This window comes from Xanthomonas populi (assembly GCF_002940065.1).
In the GTDB taxonomy this organism is placed as follows: domain Bacteria; phylum Pseudomonadota; class Gammaproteobacteria; order Xanthomonadales; family Xanthomonadaceae; genus Xanthomonas; species Xanthomonas populi.
In genome coordinates, this window is the sequence record NZ_MDEJ01000013.1 from 23,327 (window position 1) to 48,674 (window position 25,348).

General features: G+C 62.3%; 20 protein-coding genes and 2 pseudogenes. 11 read left to right on the forward strand and 11 right to left on the reverse strand.

Annotation, left to right across the window (positions count from 1 at the left end; translation table 11 throughout):
* Window positions 1–8 precede the first annotated feature (8 nt).
* Complete coding sequence (locus XpopCFBP1817_RS03615) at window positions 9–1,667, reverse strand: methyl-accepting chemotaxis protein (protein ID WP_128416028.1); 1,659 nt, start codon at window positions 1,665–1,667, stop codon at window positions 9–11.
* 418 nt (window positions 1,668–2,085) lie between these two features.
* Between XpopCFBP1817_RS03615 and XpopCFBP1817_RS23505 the strand changes: the two genes are divergently transcribed.
* Window positions 2,086–2,268, forward strand: coding sequence for a DNA-3-methyladenine glycosylase (locus XpopCFBP1817_RS23505; RefSeq protein WP_279627093.1), 183 nt, complete (start codon window positions 2,086–2,088; stop codon window positions 2,266–2,268).
* Window positions 2,214–2,599, forward strand: a pseudogene (locus XpopCFBP1817_RS03620) (DNA-3-methyladenine glycosylase). Before XpopCFBP1817_RS23505 ends, XpopCFBP1817_RS03620 begins: the two are co-directional and overlap by 55 nt.
* Here XpopCFBP1817_RS03620 and XpopCFBP1817_RS03625 read toward each other — a convergent pair.
* Together XpopCFBP1817_RS03625 and XpopCFBP1817_RS03630 are read right to left on the reverse strand one after the other, a co-directional pair.
* Window positions 2,539–7,026: a DEAD/DEAH box helicase gene (locus XpopCFBP1817_RS03625; protein WP_128416029.1), complete on the reverse strand. Its 4,488-nt coding sequence runs from the start codon at window positions 7,024–7,026 to the stop codon at window positions 2,539–2,541. The pseudogene XpopCFBP1817_RS03620 and the gene XpopCFBP1817_RS03625 sit on opposite strands and share 61 nt — an antisense overlap.
* A gap of 439 nt (window positions 7,027–7,465) precedes the next feature.
* Complete coding sequence (locus XpopCFBP1817_RS03630; RefSeq protein WP_158251268.1) at window positions 7,466–8,854, reverse strand: NEL-type E3 ubiquitin ligase domain-containing protein; 1,389 nt, start codon at window positions 8,852–8,854, stop codon at window positions 7,466–7,468.
* Between the two features lie 645 nt (window positions 8,855–9,499).
* Here XpopCFBP1817_RS03630 and XpopCFBP1817_RS03635 point away from each other — a divergent pair.
* Complete coding sequence (locus tag XpopCFBP1817_RS03635) at window positions 9,500–9,844, forward strand: DUF3301 domain-containing protein (protein ID WP_128416031.1); 345 nt, start codon at window positions 9,500–9,502, stop codon at window positions 9,842–9,844.
* 218 nt (window positions 9,845–10,062) lie between these two features.
* Here XpopCFBP1817_RS03635 and XpopCFBP1817_RS03640 read toward each other — a convergent pair whose 3' ends face one another.
* The 6 genes from XpopCFBP1817_RS03640 to XpopCFBP1817_RS03665 all read right to left on the reverse strand — a co-directional run bounded on the left by XpopCFBP1817_RS03640 (window position 10,063) and on the right by XpopCFBP1817_RS03665 (window position 15,813).
* The gene (locus XpopCFBP1817_RS03640) at window positions 10,063–10,506 is read right to left on the reverse strand and encodes a ClpXP protease specificity-enhancing factor (RefSeq protein WP_128416032.1); all 444 of its coding nucleotides are present in this window, start codon (window positions 10,504–10,506) and stop codon (window positions 10,063–10,065) included.
* Between the two features lie 78 nt (window positions 10,507–10,584).
* Window positions 10,585–11,220 carry a glutathione S-transferase N-terminal domain-containing protein gene (locus XpopCFBP1817_RS03645; protein WP_128416033.1) on the reverse strand — a complete coding sequence of 212 codons (636 nt, stop codon included), beginning with the start codon at window positions 11,218–11,220 and terminating at the stop codon, window positions 10,585–10,587.
* Window positions 11,221–11,789: 569 nt separating this feature from the next.
* Window positions 11,790–12,548 (reverse strand): cytochrome c1, encoded by a 759-nt coding sequence (locus XpopCFBP1817_RS03650; protein WP_167393817.1) that lies wholly within the window; start codon window positions 12,546–12,548, stop codon window positions 11,790–11,792.
* On the reverse strand, window positions 12,541–13,800 hold the full coding sequence (locus XpopCFBP1817_RS03655) for a cytochrome b (RefSeq protein WP_128416034.1): 1,260 nt from the start codon (window positions 13,798–13,800) through the stop codon (window positions 12,541–12,543). The genes XpopCFBP1817_RS03650 and XpopCFBP1817_RS03655 overlap by 8 nt, the downstream gene beginning before the upstream one ends.
* Window positions 13,800–14,444: a ubiquinol-cytochrome c reductase iron-sulfur subunit gene (gene petA, locus XpopCFBP1817_RS03660; protein ID WP_128416035.1), complete on the reverse strand. Its 645-nt coding sequence runs from the start codon at window positions 14,442–14,444 to the stop codon at window positions 13,800–13,802. Before petA ends, XpopCFBP1817_RS03655 begins: the two co-directional genes overlap by 1 nt.
* A 379-nt stretch (window positions 14,445–14,823) precedes the next feature.
* Window positions 14,824–15,813, reverse strand: coding sequence for a lytic transglycosylase domain-containing protein (locus XpopCFBP1817_RS03665; protein ID WP_128416036.1), 990 nt, complete (start codon window positions 15,811–15,813; stop codon window positions 14,824–14,826).
* Between the two features lie 29 nt (window positions 15,814–15,842).
* On the opposite strand from XpopCFBP1817_RS03665, the pseudogene XpopCFBP1817_RS03670 reads away from it, so the two are divergent.
* The 8 genes and pseudogenes from XpopCFBP1817_RS03670 to XpopCFBP1817_RS03705 all read left to right on the forward strand — a co-directional run bounded on the left by XpopCFBP1817_RS03670 (window position 15,843) and on the right by XpopCFBP1817_RS03705 (window position 23,954).
* A pseudogene (locus XpopCFBP1817_RS03670) lies at window positions 15,843–16,446 on the forward strand (glutathione S-transferase family protein).
* Between the two features lie 38 nt (window positions 16,447–16,484).
* Window positions 16,485–17,954, forward strand: a complete 1,470-nt coding sequence (gene miaB, locus XpopCFBP1817_RS03675) for a tRNA (N6-isopentenyl adenosine(37)-C2)-methylthiotransferase MiaB (protein ID WP_128416037.1) — start codon at window positions 16,485–16,487, stop codon at window positions 17,952–17,954.
* 540 nt (window positions 17,955–18,494) lie between these two features.
* Entirely contained in the window at window positions 18,495–19,484 is a 990-nt protein-coding gene (locus XpopCFBP1817_RS03680; protein WP_128416038.1) for a PhoH family protein, read from the forward strand.
* 220 nt (window positions 19,485–19,704) lie between these two features.
* A complete protein-coding gene (gene ybeY / locus XpopCFBP1817_RS03685) occupies window positions 19,705–20,190 on the forward strand; it encodes an rRNA maturation RNase YbeY (protein ID WP_128416039.1) in 486 nt (161 codons plus the stop codon).
* Window positions 20,190–20,708: a hypothetical protein gene (locus tag XpopCFBP1817_RS03690; protein ID WP_128416040.1), complete on the forward strand. Its 519-nt coding sequence runs from the start codon at window positions 20,190–20,192 to the stop codon at window positions 20,706–20,708. Before ybeY ends, XpopCFBP1817_RS03690 begins: the two co-directional genes overlap by 1 nt.
* Window positions 20,709–20,803: 95 nt before the next feature.
* Window positions 20,804–21,682 (forward strand): CorC family transporter, encoded by an 879-nt coding sequence (locus tag XpopCFBP1817_RS03695; RefSeq protein ID WP_128416041.1) that lies wholly within the window; start codon window positions 20,804–20,806, stop codon window positions 21,680–21,682.
* 107 nt (window positions 21,683–21,789) lie between these two features.
* A complete protein-coding gene (locus tag XpopCFBP1817_RS03700; RefSeq protein ID WP_425479053.1) occupies window positions 21,790–22,938 on the forward strand; it encodes a lipoprotein N-acyltransferase Lnb domain-containing protein in 1,149 nt (382 codons plus the stop codon).
* Between the two features lie 14 nt (window positions 22,939–22,952).
* On the forward strand, window positions 22,953–23,954 hold the full coding sequence (locus XpopCFBP1817_RS03705; RefSeq protein ID WP_128416043.1) for a magnesium and cobalt transport protein CorA: 1,002 nt from the start codon (window positions 22,953–22,955) through the stop codon (window positions 23,952–23,954).
* 496 nt (window positions 23,955–24,450) lie between these two features.
* Here the strand turns inward: XpopCFBP1817_RS03705 and XpopCFBP1817_RS03710 are convergent, their stop codons facing one another.
* Together XpopCFBP1817_RS03710 and XpopCFBP1817_RS22030 are read right to left on the reverse strand one after the other, a co-directional pair.
* Window positions 24,451–24,786: a hypothetical protein gene (locus XpopCFBP1817_RS03710; protein WP_208619533.1), complete on the reverse strand. Its 336-nt coding sequence runs from the start codon at window positions 24,784–24,786 to the stop codon at window positions 24,451–24,453.
* A 99-nt stretch (window positions 24,787–24,885) separates the two neighbouring features.
* Window positions 24,886–25,176, reverse strand: coding sequence for a hypothetical protein (locus XpopCFBP1817_RS22030; RefSeq protein WP_128416045.1), 291 nt, complete (start codon window positions 25,174–25,176; stop codon window positions 24,886–24,888).
* Window positions 25,177–25,348: the final 172 nt, after the last annotated feature.

Genomic DNA, 25,348 nt, shown 5'->3' on the forward strand with positions numbered 1-25,348 from the left:
TCGGTCTCTCAGAAGCGAGCGAACTGGCCTTCGTCCGGGCCCTCGGACATGGCATAGGCGGGTGCCGCATTGCGCCGCCAACGGCCTGTGCTGGTGGCGCGCGCGTGGCGTACGGCGACCACCTTGCCGCGCTTGAGCGGCGTGGTCGCCGGCCCCTGCGCGCCCAGGCGGAAGAACACCATGCTTTGCTGCAGTTGTTCGGCCTGGGCGCTCATTTCCTCGACGGTGGCGGCCAGTTCTTCGGACGCGCTGGCGTTCTGCTGGGTGGTCTGACTCAGCTGCATCACCGCCGAATTAATCTGACTGACGCCGCAGGATTGCTCTTCGAATGCGGCACAAATGTCCTGCACCAGATCCGAAGTGCGCTTGATGCTGGGCACGATGGTGTCCAGCAAACGCCCGGCGCGACCGGCCAATTCCACGCTGGAACTGGCCACCTCGCCGATCTCCTGCGCGGCCACCTGGCTGCGTTCGGCCAGCTTGCGCACCTCGGCGGCGACTCCTGCAAATCCTTTACCATGTTCGCCGGCACGCGCCGCCTCGATCGCAGCGTTGAGCGCAAGCAGATTGGTCTGATACGCAATGTCGTCGATGATGCCAATCTTCTGCGCGATCTGCTTCATCGCCTGGGTGGTCGCGACAACGGCTTCGCCGCCTTCGATGGTTTCTTTCGCGGCCTGGGTGGCCATGCCGTCGGTAATGCGCGCGTTATCGGCGTTTTGGCTGATCGATGCGGTCATCTGTTCCAGCGATGCACTGGTTTTTTCCACACCGGCGGCCTGCTCGCTGGCGGCCTGCAACAGGCTCTGTGCGGTGGCACTGACCTGTTCCGATGCGCTGGCCAAGGTCTCGGCACTGGCGTTAACCTCACCGACCACCTGCGAGAGCTTCTGCACCATGGTGCGCATCGCTTCGAGCAACTGCGCGGTTGCGTCGCGACTCTGCACCTCGATGCGCATGCTCAGATCGCCTTCTGACAAACCATTTGCAACTGCCACTGCACGGCGGATCGGGCCGGTGACACTGCGGCTGATCACCACACTGAGCATCGCGCCGAGCAGCACGCCGCCGCAGATGATGGCGATCAGCAGCCTGGAACTGCGTGCATGGATGGCGCCGGTTTCAGCATTGGCCAATGCCGCGCTGCGCTCGCGCAGGCTGCTCAACTCGGTCATCAGATGATCGACTTCATCCGAACTGGCGCGCACCGCCCGCGACAGCGCCGCAAATTCCGGATTGTTTTCGCGCAAGGCCTCGCGGTTGGCGACTTCGCTAAAACGGCCGCGCTCGTCCAGATACTTTTGCCAGGCGCGATCGAACTGCGCCAGCTTGTTCTTGCCCTCTTCGGTTGCGAAACTGCCACGCGCACGGGTCATAGAATCGACCACCCCGGCGGTGTACTTGTCGATGCTCTGCACATGCGATTGCCGTTCTTCGGCGCTGCTGGCCAATAGCGCGTTGGCGCGGGCGCGGCCGGCGTAGATGAGGTCGATGTTGGCCTCTTTCACATTCGACAAGCCGAGCAATTCGCGCTCGTACAACGAGGTCGACAGGTCGCTGATGCGGCTGGAGTTGGAAGAGCCCACCCACCAGATGCATGCGCCGAGCGCCGAGACGATCAGCAACGCCACGATCAGCCTGGTTCCGATTCTGAAGTTGCCTACCATTGGGGAGTTCTCTTGACTGGTGCGCGCGACATGCGCTGCATGGACCAGTGGCGTGCAGCCAAGGACCGATCACGACGATGCGGCGTTGCTAACCGTTCGTTAACTACTATCGGCAAAGGCAAAACGCGCTTGAGCTGCGGGCGTGACCGCACTGCTATTCAGGCAGTTGGATGTGCGCTTTTGTGACCGGTCATGCGCTCGCAACAGTTCGCATTCGGAAAAATCCTACCCCTGGTCGACGCATTCTCCGGGACAGTCCGTAGAGACATTTGCAGCAGCGACATCACGGCCGCGCCGCTACGCTGAGCGCATGTCACTTCGGCCACTCCCACGCACGTTTTACGACCACGACGCACGCAGCGTCGCACCGCAATTGCTCAACAAGGTGCTGGTCGGCGCGGACGGACAATGAGGCCGCATCACCGAGGTCCAGGCGTATTGGGGCAGCGAGGATCCGGCGGCGCATTCGTTCCGCGGCATGACCCCACGCACGCAGGTGATGTTTGGCGCGCCCGCGCATCTCTGTTTGTGTATTTCATCTATGACATGCACTGGGCAATCAACGCGGTGTGCGGCGGCGCGGCTGGGCATGCGGTGCTGATGCGCGCGCTCGAGCCGCTCGCCGGGGGCGACACCATGCAGACCGCGCGCATGCCGCCCCGCTGAAGACCTTGACCACCGGCCCCGGTCGCCTGGCCCAGGCCGTTGGCGTAACGACACCCGATAACGGGCTGGATCTGACCAACGCAGCCGCACTGCTATGGATCGACGACGACGGCCTGCCACCACCGTCGATTCCGCTGGGCACGCCGCGCATCGGCATTCGCAAGGCGATGGATGCGCCGTGGCGCTGGGTCGTGCCGGAGAGCCGTTATCTGTCGCGCCCGCTTCCACGCACGATCGGCAAGCGACCTGCGCGACCGGGCGACTGAGCCAGCCACTGTTCCATCGGCGTCTGCTCGGCAGCGCCGGGGCCGCGCTGCAGCAAGCGCAGCGCCTGGTCTGCCTGCTCCGCAGTCAGCTCCTGCAGCGGCGCAAAGCGATCGGCCGTCCAGGCTGCCAATGGCAAGCCATCGAGATAGGCAACGCGATTGCCCGGCACGCGCGCGATGCGCTCGCCCGGCAGAAGACTGCCGAGCAGATTGCTTGGGTCGCTCGCACTCACACACACCCACTGCTGTTGCAACGGCTGTGCACGCACGCGGCGCAACGCGGCAATCGCGTCAGGCAGCGCGAACTGCTCGCCGGACAGGCCTGCGATAAAACGCCCGCCACGGATCTCGCCGCGCGCTTCCAGCCGTTGATACATGCGCAGCAATTCGCGCCACGGCGGCAACCAGGCGGCCTCGCGTTCGAGCAAGCGCCAACAAACCACACCATAGCGATGCAACAGCGTGCGCGCAACGTGTTCAAGGGTGTCCTGATGCCGCTCGCCGGCTTCGGCAAAGGTCAACTCGGGGAGCGCGCGCACCGGCGCCCAGCGACCGGCATCGCGAATGCCCAGCGCACTGGCACGGCGACGTTGGCGCGACAACGCGCTCGGTCGCTTGGACGCCGGCACCAGCAGCGCACGCAGCCCGGCGTAACTGTCGCAATGCACGCGACCACGCATCACCAGCTCGCTCAACGCGTCTTCCAGCTCGGTGCTCATCAAGCGGGCGGCATCAGCGATCTCATCGAAGAACAGAGCGCCTTGCTGCTGCAATACGTCGGCCACGCGTTGCGCGCGCGAGCCTAACGGCGCGTCATCGATACCGCGTGCCAGGCTGCTCCACTGCTGCGCCTGGCGACGCGGTAGCAAAACGATCGGCGTCGCGCGCAACGCAGCGCCGCTGCGGCCACCGCCGGGACGCAAGCGTGCCCACACGGTGCGCCCGGCCGTGCACAACTCGTCCAGCCACGCCAGTTGATAGTCGCGCACGCGCGCCGGTAACAGCTCACTCTCCCACAGCAACGCAGGCGCTTCGAAGCCTTCCAGCTGTCCGACCACGCCGGCCAATGCATCCGGCCCAGCCACACGGCTAGCGCTGTCGACGTGCTGCCATTCGAACAGAAAGCGTGCGTACTCGCGTTGTGCCACCGGCTCGATCTCGCGGCGCAGGCGCCCCAAGGTGTAGCGATGGATGCGCGCCAACAAATGGCGTTCGCACCACTCTTCCGACTGTGCCTGCGCACTGAACTGGCCGGCCATGACATAGCCCTCGCGCTGCAATGCCGCCAGGGCGAGCACGATCTCGGCGTCGGGCAAGTGCAGTGCGCCAGCCAATGCCGCCACCTGTGCCGGGCCGATGGCAGACAAGCGCCCGCGCAGCAGTTCGCGCACGGCCCAGTCGCGTTCCCACTCGGCGACACGGCAATCGGCCGGCGCCCGCAACGGCGGTTGCGGTAACGCATCTGGATACAGCGGCATGAACCAGTCGATGCGCTCGGCGCTGATCCACAGCGCGGGCGCACCGTTCAACACCAAGCAGCTGGCACGACCATCGGCAGCGAGTGCAGCCAACCATGTGTGCCATTGCGCATCGGCGGCTTCACCGATGGGCAGTACGCCCAGTCCGACCAGCGCTTCGTGCATTTCTTCGGCATCGCGCGGCTGCGGCCAGGCTTGCTCGCTTACCGAGGCGATGGCGTCCGGATCGAGCCGCCCCAGATCGTCGCTGGTCTGCGGCGTGTAGCGGCGGTTTTGCACCGCCTGGGTGCGGCGTTCTTCCAGTGGCGCGTCGTCCAGAAACGCGTACGGACGCGCGTTCAAGGCTTCGGCCGCCAACGGCGATGGCGCGGCCAGATCGCGCGCCATCAACGTGATCGCGCCGGATTCCAACCCACGCAGCACCTGCAACCAGCCTTCGCTGTCCATGGCCTGATGCAGGCAGTCCTCCAGCGTCTGCGACACCAATGGATGGTCCGGCACCTGCCGCTCGCCGACCAGATTTTCTGCGCAGGCGACCTGATCGGGGAACACGCTCGCCAGCAGGTCTTCGGACTTCATCCGCTGCAACTGCGGCGCCACCTTGTTGCCGCCACTGAAGCGCGGCAGCGCCATCGCATTGGTCGCATTCCAGCGCCAGCGCACGCCGAACAGCGGCGCATCCAGCACGGCCTGGATCAACACATGCTCGGCCGACGACGAGTGCAGATAACGGGCCACCTCCTCCAATGCAAAACTATGACTGGTGGAGAGCGACAACACGATCGCATCTTCGGTTGCCGCCGCCTGCAATTCGACATTGAAGGTGCGACAAAAACGCTTGCGCAACGCCAATCCCCAGGCGCGATTGATGCGGCTGCCATACGGCGAATGGAGTACCAGCTGGGTGCCGCCGCTGGCATCGAAGAAGCGCTCCATCACAAGACACTTTTGGGTCGGCAGCGTGCCCAGCGCCGCGCAGGCGTGCGCCAGATAGTCCACCAGTTGGCGCGCAGCTTCTGCGGCCAGGCCTAATTCGCTGCAAAGCCAATCGCAGACGGACTGATGTGGCATGCTGGTGAGGGGCATGCTGGTGAGGGGCATGCTGGTGAGGGGCATGCTGGTGAGGGGCCTGGCGTCGAAGGGAATACCGTCGAGGCGCGCGCTGTCGAGCCGCGCGGCGATCTCGCCACGTAACCGCGACACCGCCGCCGACAATTCATCGCTGCGGCCCGGCGCTTCGCCCAGCCAAAACGGAATGTTTGGCGGCGCGCCCTTGGCATCTTCCACGCGTACCCGGCCCGCATCCACGCGCAGGATGCGGTAGCTGGCATTGCCGAGCTGAAACACATCGCCGGTGAGGCTTTCGACCGCGAAATCTTCGTTCACCGTGCCGATCTTTTCCGCCTGCGGTTCCAGCACCACGCTGTAGTCGCCGGTTTCGGGAATGGTGCCGCCGGAGGTCAGTGCGGTCATGCGTGCGCCACGGCGGGCATGCAGCCGCCGATGCACCGCATCGCGATGCAGATAGCCCGCACGCGGCCCAAGCCGGGTACTGAAGCCATCGCACAACATGCCCACCAAGCGATCGAACGTCTCCCGGCTCAGCTGAGCGAATGGCCAGGCGCGGCGCACCAATGCGAACAGCGCGTCTTCGTCCCAGTCCTCGCAGGCGACCTCGGCCACGATCTGCTGTGCAAGCACATCGATGGGCGCACGTGGAATCCGCAACGTGTCCAGCTCACCGCGGCGCACACTGTCCAACACTGCAGCGCATTCGACCAACTCATCGCGGGTCTGCGGAAACAGCCGCGCCTTCGGTGTGCCACCGACCGCATGCCCGGAGCGTCCGGCACGTTGTAGGAACGTGGCGATCGAACGTGGCGAACCAAGCTGGCAGACCAGATCGACACCGCCGATATCCAGGCCGAGCTCCAGCGATGCGGTGGCTACCAAGACGGTCAGTTCGCCGGCCTTGAGGCGCTGCTCGGCCAACAAGCGCGTTTCCCGCGACAGGCTGCCGTGATGCGCAGCCACGCGCTGTTTGCCAAGCAGATCGCCAAGATGCCGCGTGGCCCGCTCGGCCATGCGCCGGGTGTTGACGAACACCAGCGTGGTGCGATGTTGCTGCGCGAGCTTGGCGACATCGGCATACACCTGCAGCCACTGATCGTTGGACATCACCACGCTCAGCGGCGTCGGTGGCAAGACCAGTGCGAGATCGCGCGTGCGGGTGTAGCCGATATCCACGATCTCGCACTGCGGTGGCGGTTGGCTGGCTTCGCCGACACCGACCAGAAACTGCGCCACGGTCTCGATCGGCTTCTGCGTCGCGGATAAGCCAATGCGCGTGATCGGGCGCTCGGCCAGCCGCTGCAATCGCTCCAACGTCAGGGTCAGATGACTGCCGCGTTTATCCGCCGCCACCGCGTGGATCTCATCGACGATGACGGTGCGCACATGCCGCAGCGCATTGCGCCCGGATGCCGAGCCCAACAACACGTACAAGGACTCCGGCGTGGTCACCAGGATATGTGGCGGCGTGCGGCGCGCCTGTGCCCGCTCACGCTGCGGGGTGTCGCCGGTACGCACCGCCGTGCGCACCGCCACGTCCGGCAGGCCGCTCGCGACCAGCGCGGTGCGGATGCCCTGCAAAGGCGCCTCCAGGTTGAGGTGGATATCGTTGGACAGCGCCTTCAGCGGCGAGACGTAGACCACGCGGGTCTCATCGGGCAGCGCCCCGCCATGGTCGAGTCCGTCGCGGATCAACGCATCGATGGCTGCGAAGAATGCGGTCAGCGTCTTGCCCGAGCCGGTCGGCGCGGCCACCAACGTGTGGCGCCCGGCCTGGATCGCCGGCCACGCGGCAATCTGCGCTGGCGTGGGCGCAGCGAAGGTCCGTGCAAACCACGCAGCGACCACAGGATGAAATTGCTGCAGAACAGGATGCATGGGTGGTGCCCGAAGCCGCGACGGCAACCGGCCGCGCGGCAATCGGATTCAACTCGGCAGGACTGCTATGGATGGGGGTGCGGTGCAGCGCATGCAAGACTGATGTGGCCTTGGCGGCAATCGATTCAAAGCGCCCCCACCGCGCAGCCGCTCGGCCCGCCCAACCAATGCCCGACATTGAGGCTGTCGGCCGCAGCATGGCGGGCGGGTGACCAGTTTGAGGCTCAGCCCCTGGATGCCGTAAGACGCGAGCGAGCCCGGCACGTGCGTGCTCTCTTCATAGCGGGCATGCCGGATGATGCGTTGCCGGTGTGCACTGGACCGACGTCACGCCCTTGTTGCCCTACCATCGGTTTAGATTCACCAGCATCCCGCAAGGGATACTCAAAGGTCCAGCACAGGGTCCGCGATTTATCGTGGTTGGTGCATGTAAATTTGACTAGCCCGAAATATCTAAACCAACTTTTTCCCGAAGCCAGGCGTTTTCCGCCTTCTGCTTGCGATCCAAAAAGTCTGCAGCAAGCTCATTATACTTTATCGACTCAGCCACATGCGCGTCATCGCCGGGCGGCACGTCCAGCTCATAGAACGCATCATTATTGAACGACTCCATCAATGCCTCGTATTCAGCGGCATACAACTGCTTGACCCCCGCTCTCCACGTCTCGTTAGCCAACATAAAATCACCGAATGCATCCTTATCCCGTTCGCGCTCGCGAACAGAGCTTGCTAGCGTGGTCAAATCTTCATTGGTCAACGCACTTATCGACTGGAATATCATCGATGACGGCACGTTCGGCAAATCGAGCTCCTCACGCAACATCACCTTGGCATGCATCATCGTTTCCACCGGCTCATCTTGAAGCGTCTTCAACCTTTTGAAAAGCTGCGACTGCCTGAATGATTGCTCTTCGGTTGGCAACCCGCCATTGCTTGCGAGCTGGGCATATTGCCTTGATACCTCGCCATTGCTTGCGAGCTGGTTCCAGTCATTTCGACGTTGACTCATATATTGCATCATCCCGACCATATACTGCACCCCAGGGTCGGTCGGCGCGGCCGGCAGTTGCCCCGCCGCGTACCTCGCTAAAATGTCTTGTACCAAGGAAGCAAGTTCCCTTGTAATATCCGCACTGTCTGAAGACCCGGATTGGTCAATCCTGTCCATCAGCTCGCCGATTCTCGGGTCGAGTGGGGCCAGTAGCCTAAAATTTTCCGTGAAGGTTAATATAGTCCTTTGGATATCCGCTACGCAGGCCTGTAGCGCAAATGCACCTGAGAACTGTTCAAGCTCCGTCGTGCAGGCTTTGATAGAACGCTTGATGAAGCGATGCACTTCCGACTCGAGCGCATCCAGGCGAAACTGCCGGCTCGCCCAAGCCTGCAACCCGGCAGCATTGAGCCTTCTTTGCTTCACGGCTAGTGACATCTGGTGATTACGAACCGTATTGACGATGGCCGAGAATCCGGTTGAAACATTGTCATGGCATGTCCCAAGCGCACTCTCCGCCATTGCAAACACCAGCTTGCGTAATTCAGGATCTGCGGCGACTGCGTTGATCACTTCCGCTCCCAGTTGCAGCACCTCACCCTGTTCAATTTCCGACTGGTGCGCTGTTGCTTGATAGCGCTTCTCGAGAAGCTTGGAAAACTGTCCCGCGTTAAACTCATCATCGAACGCGTGCCCGTTTTCCAGGCACGGCTGGCAGGCCGCTGTCAGCCAATGATCAACCTGCTCCCCGAGAGCCCGCGGCGGCGACTCGTCCGTGCCCCCCAATTGCGAATTCACGTGGATTTGCAACGCGCGCATGGCCTCGGACCAATCCACGATATCAACCGCCTCCGCAGGGGGCGGGGCAGACGCACTGGCACTGCCCACCGCTTGACTGTGGACCTGTGAATATGGCTGAGCCCGGGAACGCAACGGGGACCGAGACCGGGAAGAAAGACCGGCAAGCGGACCGGCGCCGGAGTGAGGGGGGGACGCGGATGGGGGCGAAGAGTCGGGTACCGCAACGTGATGATGACCAGCCGGATCATCGACCGGCACCCGGCTCGTTGACGGCACGCCGGAGGACGAAGTAATGGGAAGACGTGACATGAGCTCTTTGCCCCTTTACACGTGTATTGGCACGATGGCGCCCAGCGAAAAATGCCGCACAGACTTCATTGGTTTGAAGCGTTTTGTCCCTGTAGTGGCTGACCGCGTTAGTTTGGCCATGATATTGGACACACACGCTACATCCCGACCCACCGCCGAAGAAACCCTTCCAGCTGCGAAGAGTGCATGGCGCGATGCGTTTTAATGGCGCGGCGGCATCTCGTCGCGAGCGGTGACGCCGGCAAGCCTGTCGTCACCGCTCAGGCGTTCGAGATGGCGCATCGGTGGCTTTCTTGATGTGCGCGCACCTACAACGGTGCCGCGCGAAAAGGCCATTGTGGACCGGCCCGCAGCCATGGCACATTGGCTGCCATGCCCAGTCTCATCCTGTTCATGATTGCCGGCGCAGCGCTGTTCGCGTTCTGGAACTCCTCGCGTGCCGCTGCCGAACGCGCCGACACCCTCGGCCGCAATGCCTGCCGCGCCGCCGATGTGCAGTGGTTGGACCAGAGCGTGCATTCCACCAACCTGCGCATCTGCCGCAAGCCCAATGGTTGGCTGGGCTTCGAGCGTACGTTTCGCTTCGAGTATTCGCATGACGGCGTGGACCGCCACAGCGGTCGTCTGGTGCTGCGCGGCGATCAACTGATCGCCTTCACCGGCCCACAAGTGGCCACGGTGATGCCGCTGAATCCGGATCATCAGCACCTGAATTGAGTGCAGCTTGACCAGTTTGCGCAAGTGCAGGCACGTCGTGGCGCTCAACGGTGTGCGACTGAACGTCTGCAGTGCAATGGCGACGCATCGATAGCGCAGATGCGTCGATTGCAGCTACGCCCGTCTATCCGTGTCGCATGCGTACAGTGCACATGAGCATCCGCAGCGCATGCCATACATTCTACAGCGGACGCGCAAACGCGCGCCCGCGCGTCTGCCTACTTGACCACACGCAAATGCGGGCGCTTGCCGGCAGTTGGCAGCTCGTCCGACGTGGGCGGGCTCGGCGGAGGAGGCGCACCGGGATCGGGTGGCTCGGTGCTGGTGCCGGGAATGTCGTCCGGCAAGGCCATGCCCTGCCCGGTCTCGCGTGCGTACACCGCCAGCACGGCGGCCATCGGCACCATGACCGGATGGCTGACGCCGCCGAAGCGCGCAGTAAAGCGCACGCTTTCGTTATCGACCTGTAGCCCAACCACGGCGCGCTCGGCGATGTTCAACACGACGCGGCCGTCCTTGACGGCACTGGCAGGCACCTGCACGCCAGGCAATCCTGCGTCCACCAGAACGTGCGGCGTCATGCCGTTGTCGTTGATCCATTCGACCAAGGCCCGCAGCAGGTAGGGGCGATGGCTGGTCATGCGGGGGAAATCTTCGCTCATGGCGTCATTTTACCCGCACACGGCCCGCAGCGGCGGCGCTGCGATCGGACCTCGGTCTGTTGGCATACAGCCCTCGCATCAGCCCGGCATGTCGCGCAGTTTGCGTTCGTGATCGGTCAGGCTTCGGATGAAGCCGGGATTGCGGAAGATCCGGTTGCCATAGTCCTCGATCGCCTTGCCGTCATTGGGCAGCCCGATCTCCAACGCGTCCAGTCGCCAGATGATCGGTGCCATCGCGCAATCGGCCAGACTCATTTCCGCATTGAGGAAGAATTTGCTGGCCTTGAACAACGGCACCGATGCGGTGAGCAGTTCTTTCAGGCGCTTGCGGCCGGCTTCGGCCTGGGTCTTGTTGCCAAGCTGGATCGCCTGCACCTGCGGCACCCAGTCGTGCTCGATCCGCAGCATCGCCAGACGCAGGCGCGCGCGCGATAGCGGGTCGACCGGCATCAGCGGCGGATGCGGATAGCGCTCGTCGAGGTACTCGCTGACCACCGATGCGGCGTACAGCACCAGGTCGCGTTCGACCAGGGTGGGAACCGAATGATAGGGATTGAGATCGATCAGATCTTCGGGAGGATTTTGTGGGTCGACCGGCACCAGGTCGTAGGTCACCCCTTTCGCCGCCAGGACCAGCCGGACCCGGTGGCACAACACGTCGTCGTTGGACGAAAACAAAGTCAAGGTATTCCGCATACGCACACTCGTCGCCATTCAAGGCTCTCCGACGACCGGAATCCGCCGGCCGCATCGGCGCGGCCGGCCCAACGCCGACCGTCACCACGGTCCTTTGAGTGTGCAATCACGTCACGCAAAAGCCAAGGGTGATGGGTGCGATTAACACTCCGATAGGCTACGTTTTTGCACTCGATGGCTGATAAGGGGGTAATGACGCGTTAGCGGCGCGGTGCTGGCCGTTGATTTGTGTCTTGCGGATCGGCTGGCGGCTGCGATGACGACTGGAGCGCTAGGGCTGGCTTTGCTTCACGCGGTCGCTCGCTTGTCGGTTGGGACAGGCGCATGCACGTTCACTTTCTTGCGACGCACACTTTTTTTCTACACACGCTTCGAAGCAGGTGTGGCCTATGTAGAGCGTCAATCCACGTCAAGTTGCGACGGGGCGGGCGATGCGCACCCTGTCGAGTGACGACGGTGTGGGAGTTGAAGTCTACATTGTCACCAACGGATACTTTACTTGTTCACTTACCCTCACCCCAACCCCTATGCCGAGGGGAGAGGGGCTTGAGGCGCCTGCTGCGGCTTCGCGGCAGGCTGCTAGGCGATCAATGCACGTCCTTCCAATAGTCCTTCTTGAGCAGGTAGGCGATGAAGGTGAGCAGGACAAGGAACAGGATCACCCACACGCCCATGCTTTGCCTCTTCAGCGCAGCCGGCTCGCCTGCGTACTCCAGGAAGTTGGAGATATCGCGCACGGTTTGATCGAACTCGACCGGCGTCTGTCGTCCAGTTTGAGCCAGATTGAGCGCCTGCACCGGCTTGTCGCCGGTGGCCTTGTCGGGCAGCCCGTACTGCGCCTGCTGCAGGCCTTGCAGTTCCCACAGCGGGTTGGGCATGGACGCATTCGGGAACAACTGGTTATTCCAGCCCAGCGGACGGGTCTGATCCAGATAGAACGACTTGAGGTAGGTGTAGACCCAGTCGGTGCCGCGCACGCGGGCAATGAGGGTCAGATCCGGCGGTGCCTTGCCGAACCATTTGGTCGCCGCATCGTGCGGCATGGTGCCTTCGATGTGTTCGCCCACCTTGGCACCGGTGAAGTTGAGGTTGGCCATGACCTCTGCCTCGCTCAAGCCCAGATCGCTGGCCATGCGCGAATAACGCAGGTATTTCAGCGAATGGCAGCCCGAACAGTAGTTCATGAACAGCTGCGCGCCACGTTGCAGCGACGCGCGATCGCTCAGATCGTTACCGGCCTGATGCACCGTGCCACCCTCAGCTGCCATCCCTCCACCGGCCATGGCCAAGCTGCATAGCAACGCAGCCACATGCCACTTCCATGACTTCACCATGCGCTTAGTCATGGGTGGTCACCCGCTCCGGTACCGGCTTTGTCTTATCCAGCCGCGTCCACACCGGCATGGTGATGAAGAAGGCGAAATACAGGAAGGTCAGCACGCGCCCGACATAGGTCTCGTATGCATCGGTGCCCGGCCCGGAGCCAATCACGCCCAACCATACGAAGCACACCACCAGCACGCCGAGTGCGACCTTGGAGATCCAGCCGCGGTAGCGGATCGAACGCACCTTGGCGCGGTCCAGCCATGGCACCAGAAACAGGATCGCAATCGCCGAGAACATCACCACCACGCCACCCAGCTTGTTGGGCACCACCCGCAACATCGCGTAGTACGGCGTGTAGTACCACACCGGTTTGATGTGCTCCGGCGTCACCAGCCGGTTGGCCTCGGTAAAGTTGTCGTGCTCAAGAAACAGACCGCCGAAGGCCGGTGCAAAGAAGATGATGAATGCCGCAATCAGCAGCAGAAACCCGATACCGACCAGATCCTTGACCGTGTAATACGGGTGGAACGGAATGCCGTCGGCCGGCTTGTGCGCATCCCAGCGATTGCCCTTGGGGCCTTTCTTGATGTCGACGCCATCGGGATTGTTGGAGCCCACTTCGTGCAGCGCGCCCAGATGCAGCACGATCAGCAACAGCAGCACCAGCGGCAAGGCGATCACGTGCAGCGCAAAGAAGCGGTTGAGCGTGGCATCGCCGGGCAGGTAGTCGCCCATGATCCACTCGGTCAAGCCATTGCCGATCACCGGAATGGCGCCGAACAGCGAAATGATCACCTTCGCGCCCCAGAACGACATCTGCCCCCAGGGCAGCACGTAGCCCATGAAGGCTTCGGCCATCAGCACCAGATAGATCAGCATGCCGAGAATCCACACCAGCTCGCGCGGCTTCTGGTAACTGCCGTACATCAAGCCGCGGAACATGTGCAAATACACCACGATGAAGAACAGCGAGGCGCCGGTGCTGTGCATGTAGCGGATCAGCCAGCCCCACTCCACGTCGCGCATGATGTATTCGATCGAGGCGAACGCATCGGCGGCGCTGGTCTTGTAATGCATCGTCAGGAAGATGCCGGTGACGATCTGATTGACCAGCACCACCATCGCCAGCGAACCGAAGTAGTACCAGATGTTGAAGTTCTTGGGCGCGTAGTACTCGCTGATGTGCTTGCGATAGACCGGCATCAAGCCGGGCGCGCGTTCGTTGACCCACTCGAACACCCCGTTCGCGGTACGGACAAGAATATTGCTCATCAGGCAGCCCCCGTGCTTTTGGCCGACGTACCGGCGCCATCCGGATCGACGCCGATGACCAGTGTGTTGTCGTCCACGTAGTGGTGTGGGGGCACCAGCAGGTTGATCGGTGCCGGCACGCCGTCGAAGACGCGGCCGGACATGTCGAAGCGCGATTTATGGCAGGGGCAGAAGTAACCGCCCTTCCATTGCGGGTCGTAGGGCTCGGGCCGGATCTCGGCGACCATCTCCGGCGAACAGCCCAGATGCGTGCACAGACCGACCAGGACCGAGATATCGGACTTGATCGAGCGGTACTCAGGGTTCTTCAGCACGTAGTCCGGCTGCTGGTCCTTGTTATCGGACTTGGGGTCCTTGAGCCGGTCATCCAACGACGGCAGTGCGTCGAGCATTGCCTTGGAGCGCTTGACGATCCAGATCGGCTGACCGCGCCACTCAAGAACCAGCCGTTGCCCCTCTTGCAAGGCGCTGATGTCGGCGGTCACCGGTGCGCCGGCCAATTTGGCGCGCGCACTGGGATTCCACGACTTCACGAACGGAACTGCAACAAATCCTGCTCCTACCGCACCGACCACGGCCGTTGTCGCGGTCAAAAACCGACGACGCCCGAGATCGGCAGGTGCGTTAACCCCATCGTTGGCCATCCGGCTCTCCGATCTTGATTAGGTAGCGTGAGGCTGCCAACGGCTGGCGGGGGGTCCAGCCGCGATGAATCGACCGCAGTGTAGCGGAACGCTTAATGCACAGACAATGCAATGTACGCAGTCGGAGCTGCGCTGTGCAAACACTGGATGCATGCCCGCGTTGATTGCGTGGTGTGCTGGCCCTGGAACCGTGCGGGCAACTGTGGCGCAGTGCCTGAAGACAGCGCCGCTCAAGTCAGAGACATGGTGGGCGTTCGCTGCACGATCCTGATTACGCAAAGGCAGCAGCCACGCAGTGGAAACGACCTGATATCGGCATCGAGCATGCGCAGTCGAGACACTTGATAGCGCGCAGCAAGTGTGTACAAACGCACGTAGCTCAATTGGCTGCCGTCGTCTGCCCGCGATAGCGACCGGCCAGCAGGCCGACGCGCTGCACATAGCGCTTGGTCTCGCTGTAAGGCGGCACGCCACCGTAGCGATCCACCGCGCCCTCGCCTGCGTTGTAGCCGGCGGCGGCAAGCGTGAAATCGCCGTTGAAGCGTTTCAGCAACCAGGCCAGATACTGCACGCCGCCGCGAATATTTTGCGATACATCATAGGCATCGCTGACGCCGAAACGGCGCGCGGTACCCGGCATCAATTGCATCAGCCCTTGCGCGCCGGCACGGCTGAGCGCCAGCGGGTTGTAGGCCGACTCGGCATGGATGATCGCGCGCACGATCGATTCTTCGACCCCGAACTCGCGCGCGGCCGCAGTGATTTCCTGCTGATAGGCATTGGTATTGAGGCGGATCTCACCGAAGTTGACGCCGGGCTTGGCAGCGCAGGCGTAGCAGGTCTCGATAAAGCTGTAGTGGATGGTGCGCAGGCCTTCGATGCTGGCGACCTGACGCGGGCGCGCACTGGTGTAGTGGCGCACGCCGTCCTTCATATAAGAATAAACCTGCCCGCTAACGACGCGTCGCGGATTGACCCCTGCGGCGACAGAAGCCTGCACGATGGACGTCTCCGACACCGGCAGCGCGCGCGGCACCACTGCTGAAGCGACCTCGGCGGCGCGGCGCGGCGGTTGGCTGACAGGCTGGCTGAGGATCGTGGACGGCACGCCGCTGTCGATAGTGGCGATGCTGCGCACCGGGCTGGCAATCGCGCCTGACGTTGGGCGCACCGAAGACGGCGGTGTGCGGCGGGCAGATCGATCAGGGGTGTAACTGCTGATGACACTGCAGATCGCGCCACGCTGGCGCTTGCTCAAATAGCTGGTGATGCCGTCATCGCTGACGCACTTGTACAACGTGCCTGCGCTGACCGGCGCCGCCGACAACGCGACAAACAACAGCCCCAGCAATCGTGACATCCCCTTCATGTGGCGCAGTGTCCCAGCTTGCCCTGGGCTTGCCAAGTGTCGGCAGGCGTTGCCGGGGCAGCCGGTGCAGTTGCGCTCGCAACGCGTTCCTCGATCCGCAAAAAGGCGAGCAGCTCGCGCCCGAGTACCTGGCAATCAACACGATGGGCAAGATTCCAGCGATTCGGCACGGCGACAGCGTGGTCACCGAACAGGGCGCGGATCTGTGAGTACCTGGCCGAGTTGTATCTGGAAGCCGGTCTGTCGCCGGCGCCGGGCGATGCGGATCGCGGCGCCTATTTACGCTGGCTGGCCTTCTACGGTGCGGCGTTCAAGCAGGCGATCATCGACCGCGGGCTGAAACGCGACGCCGCGCCCCGCTCGATCTCACCCTATTCCGACTGCGAGACGGTTCTGCAAGCGATGGATGCGCAACTGGCCAAGAGCGACTATCTCTTGAGCGATCGCTGCAGCGCGGCCGATGTACTGAGGAGCGGCGCGCTCGGCTGGATGGTCGATTTCGGACCGGTCGACCCGCCCGCCACCACGCGCGCCTCCATCGCCCGCATATGGCCGACCTGTCGGCATTCGGCGGCGCCGAGGCGATCAGCGCCAAGGCCTGAGCATTCGGACGCAGCCGGCGCAAGCGGTTAGACTACACGGCTATCTGCTACCCGCCTGGAATAAGCGCCATGCCCGGGACATCCGTTTCCGATCTGTCCGCAGCCACCTCTGTGGACGCACCCGCCCTGTTGCCGCTGCCCATCGCCCGCCCGGCCGCGCCTGCCGTGGTGCGCGGCAAGCTGTACATCAAGACGCACGGGTGCCAGATGAACGAGTACGACTCGGCCAAGATGGCCGACGTGCTCGCCGCCTCCGAAGGGCTGGAGCTGACCGACAACCCCGAAGACGCCGACGTGGTGCTGGTCAACACCTGCTCCATCCGCGAAAAGGCGCAGGAGAAGGTGTTCAGTCAATTAGGCCGCTGGCGCTTGCTCAAGGAGAGCAGGCGCAAGGCCGGCGGCACGCCGGTGATCATCGGGGTGGGCGGCTGCGTGGCCTCGCAGGAAGGCGAAGCCATCGTCAAGCGCGCGCCTTATGTGGACCTGGTGTTCGGCCCGCAGACGCTGCATCGCCTTCCCGAGCTGATCCGCGCGCGGCGCCAATCGGGCAAGTCGCAGGTGGACATCAGCTTCCCGGAAATCGAAAAGTTCGATCGCCTGCCCGAGCCACGTGCCGACAGCCCGTCTGCGTTCGTGTCGATCATGGAAGGCTGTTCCAAATACTGCTCGTTCTGCGTGGTGCCCTACACCCGCGGCGAAGAAGTGAGCCGGCCGTTCGAAGACGTGCTGGTGGAAGTGGCGCAGCTCGCTGCGCAAGGCGTGCGCGAGATCAATCTGCTCGGCCAGAACGTCAACGCCTATCGCGGTGCGTATGGCGCCGATGCGGGCGAAGCCGCGCAATACGCGGATCTGGGCTTGTTGATTCGCACCATCGCGCAGATCGACGGCATTGGCCGTATCCGTTTCACCACCTCGCATCCGCTGGAATTTTCCGATTCGCTGGTGGATGCGTATCGAGATGTGCCGCAGCTTGCCAATTATCTGCATCTGCCGGTGCAGGCCGGCAGCGACCGCATTCTGTCGGCGATGAAGCGTGGCTACACCGCGCTGGAATTCAAATCCAAGATCCGCAAGCTGCGTGCGGTGCGCCCGGACATTTCGATCAGCTCGGACTTCATCGTCGGCTTTCCTGGCGAAACCGAAGCGGATTTCGAAAAGACGATGAAGTTGATCGAAGACGTGGGCTTCGATCAAAGTTTTTCCTTCATCTACTCGCGTCGGCCTGGAACGCCGGCCTCGGATCTGCAGGACGACACGCCCGACACCGTCAAACAGGCGCGCCTGGCACGTTTGCAGGCGCAGATCAGCGCGCATGCCGCGAGCATTTCGCAGTCCATGGTGGGCAGCGTGCAGCGGGTGTTGGTGGAAGGCCCCTCGCGACGCGATCTGAACGAATTGACCGGCAAGAGCGAGAACATGCGCCCGGTAAATTTCCCCGGCAATGCGCGCTTGATCGGGCAGTTTGTCGATGTGCTGATCACCGAGGCGATGAGCAATTCGCTGCGTGGTCGGATCCAGCTGGATGAAAGCGTACGCTGATGCAGTGCAGGCGCCGGTCTGATCGGCGCCATGTTGAAGGTATCGCGTGAAGCACGCGCTGCCGACGATCACTCCAATCTTGCGCGCTAGCAACGCTCACACGACTTACCTGAGCGGTTCTTCGCAATGGCACACGGCGACAACGACAAGCATCGACATTGATCAGTTGCCTCGCTCGCGGCGCGCGCCCGTGGCGAAAAATTCACCACCTGTCTACGACACCTTGCTACGCAAGGCGTCGAACCACTTACCCACAGGATTTACCGAATTCGATCCACATCGGTTGTGGACAAGCGCGTGCGCACTGGTGATTTTTCCACCACCACTCTGTCGGACCTTGCGGCAGTAAGCCTTACGCATTTTATCCACAGGTTATGGAGGTGTGACTCCACAGCACTTGTGGAGAACGCGAGCGTGCAGACGGACACGCTCAAGGTCACAACGCCGTACCGCCGGGCGTGTTGGTGGGATCACACGCTGCGCGCTACCCTTTTCGCCCCGCCATACCGACGCCGCATGCGTGCGCTGTCCGATCCGACCATGAACTCACCCGCACATCGCGACTTCACCTTGAAACCCGACGACACCGAGCGCCTGGCCAATCTGGCCGGCCCGTTCGACGCGCATCTGCGCCAGATCGAACTCAAGCTCGGCGTGGAGATTGCCAACCGCGGCAACATCTTCCGCATCACCGGCCCGGAGCCGGCGATCACCGCCGCGCAGACGCTGCTGATTGCGCTGTATGAAGAGGCCGCCTCCACCCTATTCGACAACCACGCGATCCATCTGCGTTTGAACGATGCCAATGTCGAACACGTGGTCGAGCGTTCCTACGATGCCCAGGACGTGGCGATCAAAGTCAAACGCGGCACCGTGCGCGGACGCGGCGCCAACCAAGCCAAGTATCTGCATGCGATCGCCACCCACGACATCAACTTCGGCATCGGCCCGGCCGGCACCGGCAAGACCTTCCTGGCAGTCGCATGCGCTGTGGAAGCCTTGAACGAATCGCGCGTGCAACGATTGATTCTGGTGCGCCCGGCGGTAGAAGCCGGCGAAAAACTGGGCTTTTTGCCGGGTGACCTCAGCCAGAAGGTGGACCCGTATCTGCGCCCGCTCTACGACGCGCTGTACGAAATGCTGGGTGTGGAAAAAGTGGTCAAGCTGCTGGAGCGCAACGTCATCGAGATCGCGCCGCTGGCCTATATGCGCGGCCGCACGCTCAACGATGCCTACGTGATCCTGGACGAAGCGCAGAACACCACCATCGAGCAGATGAAGATGTTCCTGACCCGCCTGGGCTTCGGCTCCACCGCAGTGATCACCGGCGACCTGACCCAGATCGATCTGCCCAAACAGGTCAAATCCGGCCTGCGCGATGCGGTGGAAGTGCTGCGCGATGTGGAAGGCGCCAGCTTCACCTTCTTCGAAGCGCGCGACGTGGTGCGCCACCCGCTGGTGCAGCGCATTGTCACTGCATATGAAAAGCGCGATCAGCAGGACGCTAACGCCACGAAACAGCCTGAGTGAAGGCACCGCTTGCCGGCCGTGCGCTGGCAGGCGGGCCAGTCGCGGTGACCACCACCGGCGACAGCCCGGCGTCGTTTCAAGGTTGAATGTCCGGCATTACAATCGCGGCTGCAGACGTGGGCCGATCGACAGTACGAACTACCGCGTTGCCGAAGGGTTTGCGGTGATGCTGCTCAGCATCTGCTCCCATTGAATCACCCTTGCCCAGGAAGCTCTCGCCATGACCCGTGGACCTGTCCGTCTCGACGTTACCGTCAGTTACGCATTGCCGCGCGCCGGTTTGCCGTCGGCGGTGAGTTTTCGTAAGTGGGTGGCTGCCGCGCTGAAGGGACGCATCCGCGAGGCCGATCTGGCGGTGCGCATTGTCGATGAGAAGGAAGGCTGCTCGCTCAACCACCATTACCGTGGAAAGGATTACGCCACCAATGTGTTGAGTTTCCCGGGCGAATTACCCGAAGGCCTGCCCAAGGGCATCAAGATGCCGCTGCTGGGCGATCTAGTGATCTGCGCGCCGGTGGTGGCACGCGAGGCCGCCGAACAAGGCAAATCGCTGGCCGCGCATTACGCCCATCTGACCGTGCACGGCACCCTGCACCTGCTGGGTTGGGATCACGAAGACGACAAGGAAGCCGATGCGATGGAGCAACTCGAACGCGAGATCCTGGCCGACCTCGGTATCGAGGATCCATATGCGGGAGAACACTGATGCGCGTGTGGGCTGCGAGCGCGGCGTGGCTGTTGAGTTGCTGCACCGCCTGGGCGCAGGCCGCGCCGGTACGCCCCGACCTGCCCGCCTTGATCGAATGCCGCCAGCGCATAGGCGACTTCAACGCGTTGGCACCGGTGCTGGCCGACCCGCTCAAGGCGGTCGCGCTGGGCTGGACGCCGCTGCGGCAGGCAAACCTGTTCATGACCGAATACACGCTCAACACGCCGATCAGCGTGTTCGGCCATCGCACCACCCACATCGCGTTCTCCGGTGCCAGCGTCATGGCGCTGTTGGACCTGCCGGACCCGCGCCCGCTGGCCACGCAGTTGAACCTGGAACTGGGCGTGGATAACGCCGACAAGGTCATGTACGGCCGCGAGCTGGTCAGCGAAGACACCACCAACCCCAAGACCGGCGAGGCGATGATCGAATCGGTGGTGCTCAGCGTCTCCAACGTGAAGTCGCATCCGGGCAAGACCGTGGTCGGCTGCGGTTACAGCCTGGATCTGCCCTGACACCGGAAGCACTGCCACACCTCCACAGCGCCCTGCCGGCTTCCTGTTAGACTGGCCGCTATCGCCTGGTTTGCCGGGTGCCGTCCCCCGTCACGATGTCCGAAGACGACAGTAGCCAATCCCAAGAAACACCCGAAAAACGCCGTAGCTGGCTCGAGCGCCTGAGCGCTGCCTTCTCCGGCGAACCCCACACCCGCGACGAACTGGTCGCGCTGCTGCGGACAGCCGAGCAGGACGGTCTCATCGCCGCAGACACATTGCGCATGATGGAAGGCGCGATCTCCGTGTCCGAGCTCACCGTGGGCGACGTGATGATCTCGCGCTCGCAAATGGTCTCGCTCCCGGTGGAAGCGCGCTTTCTCGATCTGATGCAGCAGGTGGTCGAATCCGGCCATTCGCGCTTCCCGGTGCACGGCGAGAACAAGGATGAAGTGCTCGGCATCCTGCTGGCCAAGGACTTGTTGCGCGGCGTGGTGTCCGACAACGGCCCCGGCAACGTGCGCGAGTTGCTGCGCCCGGCGGTGCTGATTCCCGAGTCGAAGAAGCTCAACGTCCTGCTCAAGGAATTTCGTCTGTCGCGCAACCACATGGCGATCGTGGTGGACGAGTACGGCGGCGTCGCCGGGCTGGTGACCATCGAAGACGTGCTGGAGCAGATCGTGGGCCAGATCGACGACGAGCACGACGATGCCGAAGAAGAGAATTCGCTGATCGCGATCCAGGCCGACGGCCGTTATGTGGTCGATGCGCTGACGCCGATCGAAGACTTCAACGAACGCTTTGGCGCCGAGTTCCCCGACGACGAATACGACACCGTCGGTGGCCTGGTCACCGATGCGATCGGCCATCTGCCGGAAACCGGCGAAGAGCTGACCCTGGGGCGTTTCGCGTTCCGTGTGGCCAAGGCCGATGCGCGGCGCGTGCATGCCTTCCACGTCACCATGTTGCCGCCCGACCCGCAGGACCACGCTTGAACCTCTCGCACCGCGTGAGCGCTGCAGCGTTCCGCTGCGGCAGGGTTCGGCGCCGGGTTGCGTCCTGCGTGCTGGTGGTGCTGGCGTTGCTGCTCGCACCGTCGGCAATGGCCCAGAGCGCCGCGCCGGCATCCGCACCGGCACCGCGCGTCGGCGTGGTCACCATGCAACCGGGCGAGGTGTTCTTCGAGCGCTTCGGCCACGATGCCATCGTGGTCGTCGATCCCGTCACCCAACAGGCCACCTCGTACAACTTCGGCTTTTTCGACCCGAGCGAGCCAGACTTCGTTCCGCGTTTTACCCGCGGCCAAATGATGTATTACCTGGTCGCGCTGCCGCTGGAAGAAGACCTGTCGCAATACCGCGCCATCGGCCGTGGCGTCAGCATCCAGTGGCTGGATCTGCCGCCGGACCAGGCGCGCGCACTGGCTGAGGGACTGGCCGTGCGCAGCCAGCCCGAGAACGCGCGCTATCACTACGATTATTTCGTGGCCAACTGCGCCACGATGGTCCGCGACACGCTGGACCGCGCAATGGGCGGCGCACTGAAATCGCAGCTGGCTGGGCGCTCGCGCGGTAACACCTTCCGCAGCGAAGCGGTGCGCCTGGCCTCCCCTGCCCCGTGGATGTGGCTGGGCTTCGACCTGGGGCTGGGGCCGTACGCAGACCGCCCGTTGTCGCGCTGGGAAGAAGCCTTCGTGCCGATGCGGCTGGCCGATAGCCTGACGCAGGTGCACAACAGCGCTGGCCGCCCGTTGGTGCAGTCCACCCAGGTCTTGCTGCCGCACCGCATCGCACCGGAGCCGGACGAACAGCAACGCCATTGGTGGCCATGGCTGCTGACCGGGATGATCGTCGCTGCTGGCGTGTTGGCGCTGGGCCGCAGACCACGTCTGCTTGCGGCAATCGCGTTGCCTTACTGGCTGCTGTGTGCGGTGGGCGGCGGATTGCTGGTGTATCTGTGGGGCTTTACCGCGCACCAATCGGCCTGGGCCAATCGCAACCTGTTGCTGGTCAACCCGTTGTGCGTGCTGTTGCTGATCGGTGGCATCGCATTGCTGCGCGGGCGTCGACCCGGGCGCTGGTTCGACGTGCTGCGCTGGGTGATTGCCGTGGCGGCACTGTTGGCTTTGCTGATTCATTGGCTCTCATTCCAGGCGCAGGACAACCTGCAATGGGTACTGCTGCTGTTGCCGATGCATGCCGCGCTCGCGATCGCATTACGGCGGCGTGACTTGTCCATCCGCACGCGCTGATCCAGGATGCGCCCATGAATCATCACGGTCGCCATCCCGACAACCCGTCCTGCGTTATCACCTGCGCCTACTACGACGTCGATGCCGAACGCCACGACATCAGCCTGGAGCAGATCAGCGACGTGCTGCAGCGCCCGGAGGGCTTTGTCTGGGTCGGCCTATACGAGCCGCAGGAATCGGTGTTGCACAAGCTGCAGGAAGAGTTTGGCCTGCACGATCTGGCCATCGAAGATGCGCTCAAAGCGCACCAACGCCCCAAGGCAGAGAGCTACGGCAACTCGTTGTTCGTGGTGGTCAACACTGCACAACTGGTCAACGAGCGCATCCGCTACGGCGAGACGCACGCGTTTCTCGGCGCACGCTTTCTGTTGACCGTGCGGCATGGTGCATCGCTGTCTTATACGCCGGTGCGGCACCGGGTCGAACGCGAACCGGCCATGCTGCGCATGGGCGCCTCCTTCTGTCTGTACGGCGTGCTCGACTTCGTGGTCGACAACTATCTTCCGATCATGGACGAGTTCCGCGACACGCTGGAAGGCCTGGGAAAAGACATCTTCGCCGACAACTACAAGCGCGAGACCGTGGTGCACCTGTACGAGCTCAAGCGCGAACTCAACAAGATGCGGCTGGTGGTTGCGCCACTGCAGGACGTGCTCTCGCACCTCAAGCGCAACCCCGGCTCGCTGATCCACGACGAAGTGGGCATTTACCTGCGCGACGTGCTCGATCACGCGGTGCGCATCAACGACGCCATCGACACCTTGCGCGAAATGCTGGGCACCGCGCTGAGCGTCAACCTGTCGATGGTGACCCTGGCCCAGGGCGAAACCGTCAAACGCCTGGGCGCCTGGGCCGCCCTGCTGGCAGCGCCTACCCTGATCACCAGCTGGTACGGCATGAACTTCACCCACATGCCCGAACTTGACAAACCTTACGCCTACCCAGTGCTGGTCGCCGGCGTGGTCGCCTCCTGCCTGGTGCTGTATCGCCTGTTCAAGCGTGCGCGGTGGATTTGAGCTGGGAATCGAGAATGGGGATTCGTGAATGGGGATTCGTGAATGGGTAGAGCCGATTTCCCGAGTGCTGGTTTTTGGCTTGGGCTTTGAGCTGCTCGTCATTTGTTTCCGACTGCCAAGTATTCGTGCGTCGTTCCCAGCTGTTGGCTTCTAGCTGTCAGGGAAGCTCTGAACAACTCTTTCGTGAGGTTCCGATCAACACACGAGGGAATCTCCACCACGCGCTAGTGCTTGATTTTCAGCATGTGCGACCGTCACGATCGAGCGAAATTCCAAGTTCGCTCGCAACGTCGTTGGACGTGGCCTTCAAGCCTGCGACCATCAAGGCATAGGTGCGCCAGCAAACGGCAAAAACCTGAGCCATCGGGGCTGCCAGGCCTCGATGAACGGGCTGCCGCTCGCCAGGAGGACCTCATCTCATCACGGATTCAAAAGGACGGACATCTGATCGTCAGCATCCAGATCGGCGCTCAGCCCAGGTTGTGAGAGGTTACCTCTAAGGTTTCTTCAGAAAAATTGCTTGAAAACTAACTTTATCTCTCACACCACTATTATCTCTAAAAAACTCTTTTGTATCTTTAAATTCAAGAACTTCCCCATGAAATGGCTCCCTTATGCTCAAGTAAAATTTTCCCTTGTACTCCCTCACGCCATCGAGCATTAAAACGTGCGCACCTTTAGCGAATATGCAAGAACCCATTTCATCAATCTTTTTTCCAAGATCACGCAACGCATCCCTTCGGGTCTCATGCAAACCTCCCATTAGGCTTTTTTTATAGCTGACGTTTTCGTATTCAAGCGAAACAGGATCCATTCCGGTGCTTGCACTCAACGATGACGCAATCTGCGACATATCCCTCCGCCTACCCATGTCCGTGGGGCCGCTATTGCCATCAACTGAGATTTTCTGATGGTCCAGCCTCATCATTAATTAGCAGGCAAAGCTACAATCACGAAAACTAGGTTGCGGCACCATAAATTTACCATTGGGAAGCGGATATGCGTCGAACGATCCAATGCGTATCGGGCTGACAACATAGCCATCCACCATGAATGCCTGCTGATGGTCATTTGTCGCCTCCAAACCACCAAAGCGTTGAGTTACCCGATCCGAGGGCACACTGTAAATTAATCCCTCTGCAATTTGACTCAGGTAATTTGCATCTGGCAGCCTTTTGAAGGTCGGATAGCGCCGGACAAGCCCAACCGAACAACGCACCATCGGTTCAGAACTCCAATCACGTGGACCTAGCCGATCATTCAAGCATAGGCCGAAAGTGTCGATAATACCTACAACGTTCGGAACATTCTTTAATAGGAGCCTCTAAAAACCCCAGCAATCTGCCATCATTGACTTGACGCCCTGCCAGCGGAGAACGACAGACATGATCAGC

Excerpts from the sequence above, each read along its gene's own strand:
- XpopCFBP1817_RS03690 (WP_128416040.1), top strand. The coding sequence starts at position 20,190 with ATGCGCGTGTGGGCTGCGAGCGCGGCGTGGCTGTTGAGTTGCTGCACC.
- XpopCFBP1817_RS03680 (WP_128416038.1), top strand. The coding sequence starts at position 18,495 with ATGAACTCACCCGCACATCGCGACTTCACCTTGAAACCCGACGACACC.
- XpopCFBP1817_RS03635 (WP_128416031.1), top strand. The coding sequence starts at position 9,500 with ATGCCCAGTCTCATCCTGTTCATGATTGCCGGCGCAGCGCTGTTCGCG.
- XpopCFBP1817_RS03655 (WP_128416034.1), bottom strand. The coding sequence starts at position 13,800 with ATGAGCAATATTCTTGTCCGTACCGCGAACGGGGTGTTCGAGTGGGTC.
- XpopCFBP1817_RS03645 (WP_128416033.1), bottom strand. The coding sequence starts at position 11,220 with ATGGCGACGAGTGTGCGTATGCGGAATACCTTGACTTTGTTTTCGTCC.
- petA (WP_128416035.1), bottom strand. The coding sequence starts at position 14,444 with ATGGCCAACGATGGGGTTAACGCACCTGCCGATCTCGGGCGTCGTCGG.
- ybeY (WP_128416039.1), top strand. The coding sequence starts at position 19,705 with ATGACCCGTGGACCTGTCCGTCTCGACGTTACCGTCAGTTACGCATTG.
- XpopCFBP1817_RS03640 (WP_128416032.1), bottom strand. The coding sequence starts at position 10,506 with ATGAGCGAAGATTTCCCCCGCATGACCAGCCATCGCCCCTACCTGCTG.
- XpopCFBP1817_RS03665 (WP_128416036.1), bottom strand. The coding sequence starts at position 15,813 with ATGAAGGGGATGTCACGATTGCTGGGGCTGTTGTTTGTCGCGTTGTCG.
- XpopCFBP1817_RS03650 (WP_167393817.1), bottom strand. The coding sequence starts at position 12,548 with ATGACTAAGCGCATGGTGAAGTCATGGAAGTGGCATGTGGCTGCGTTG.
- XpopCFBP1817_RS03700 (WP_425479053.1), top strand. The coding sequence starts at position 21,790 with ATGGCCCAGAGCGCCGCGCCGGCATCCGCACCGGCACCGCGCGTCGGC.
- XpopCFBP1817_RS03625 (WP_128416029.1), bottom strand. The coding sequence starts at position 7,026 with ATGCATCCTGTTCTGCAGCAATTTCATCCTGTGGTCGCTGCGTGGTTT.
- XpopCFBP1817_RS22030 (WP_128416045.1), bottom strand. The coding sequence starts at position 25,176 with ATGGTGCGTTGTTCGGTTGGGCTTGTCCGGCGCTATCCGACCTTCAAA.
- XpopCFBP1817_RS03705 (WP_128416043.1), top strand. The coding sequence starts at position 22,953 with ATGAATCATCACGGTCGCCATCCCGACAACCCGTCCTGCGTTATCACC.
- XpopCFBP1817_RS03615 (WP_128416028.1), bottom strand. The coding sequence starts at position 1,667 with ATGGTAGGCAACTTCAGAATCGGAACCAGGCTGATCGTGGCGTTGCTG.
- miaB (WP_128416037.1), top strand. The coding sequence starts at position 16,485 with ATGCCCGGGACATCCGTTTCCGATCTGTCCGCAGCCACCTCTGTGGAC.
- XpopCFBP1817_RS03695 (WP_128416041.1), top strand. The coding sequence starts at position 20,804 with ATGTCCGAAGACGACAGTAGCCAATCCCAAGAAACACCCGAAAAACGC.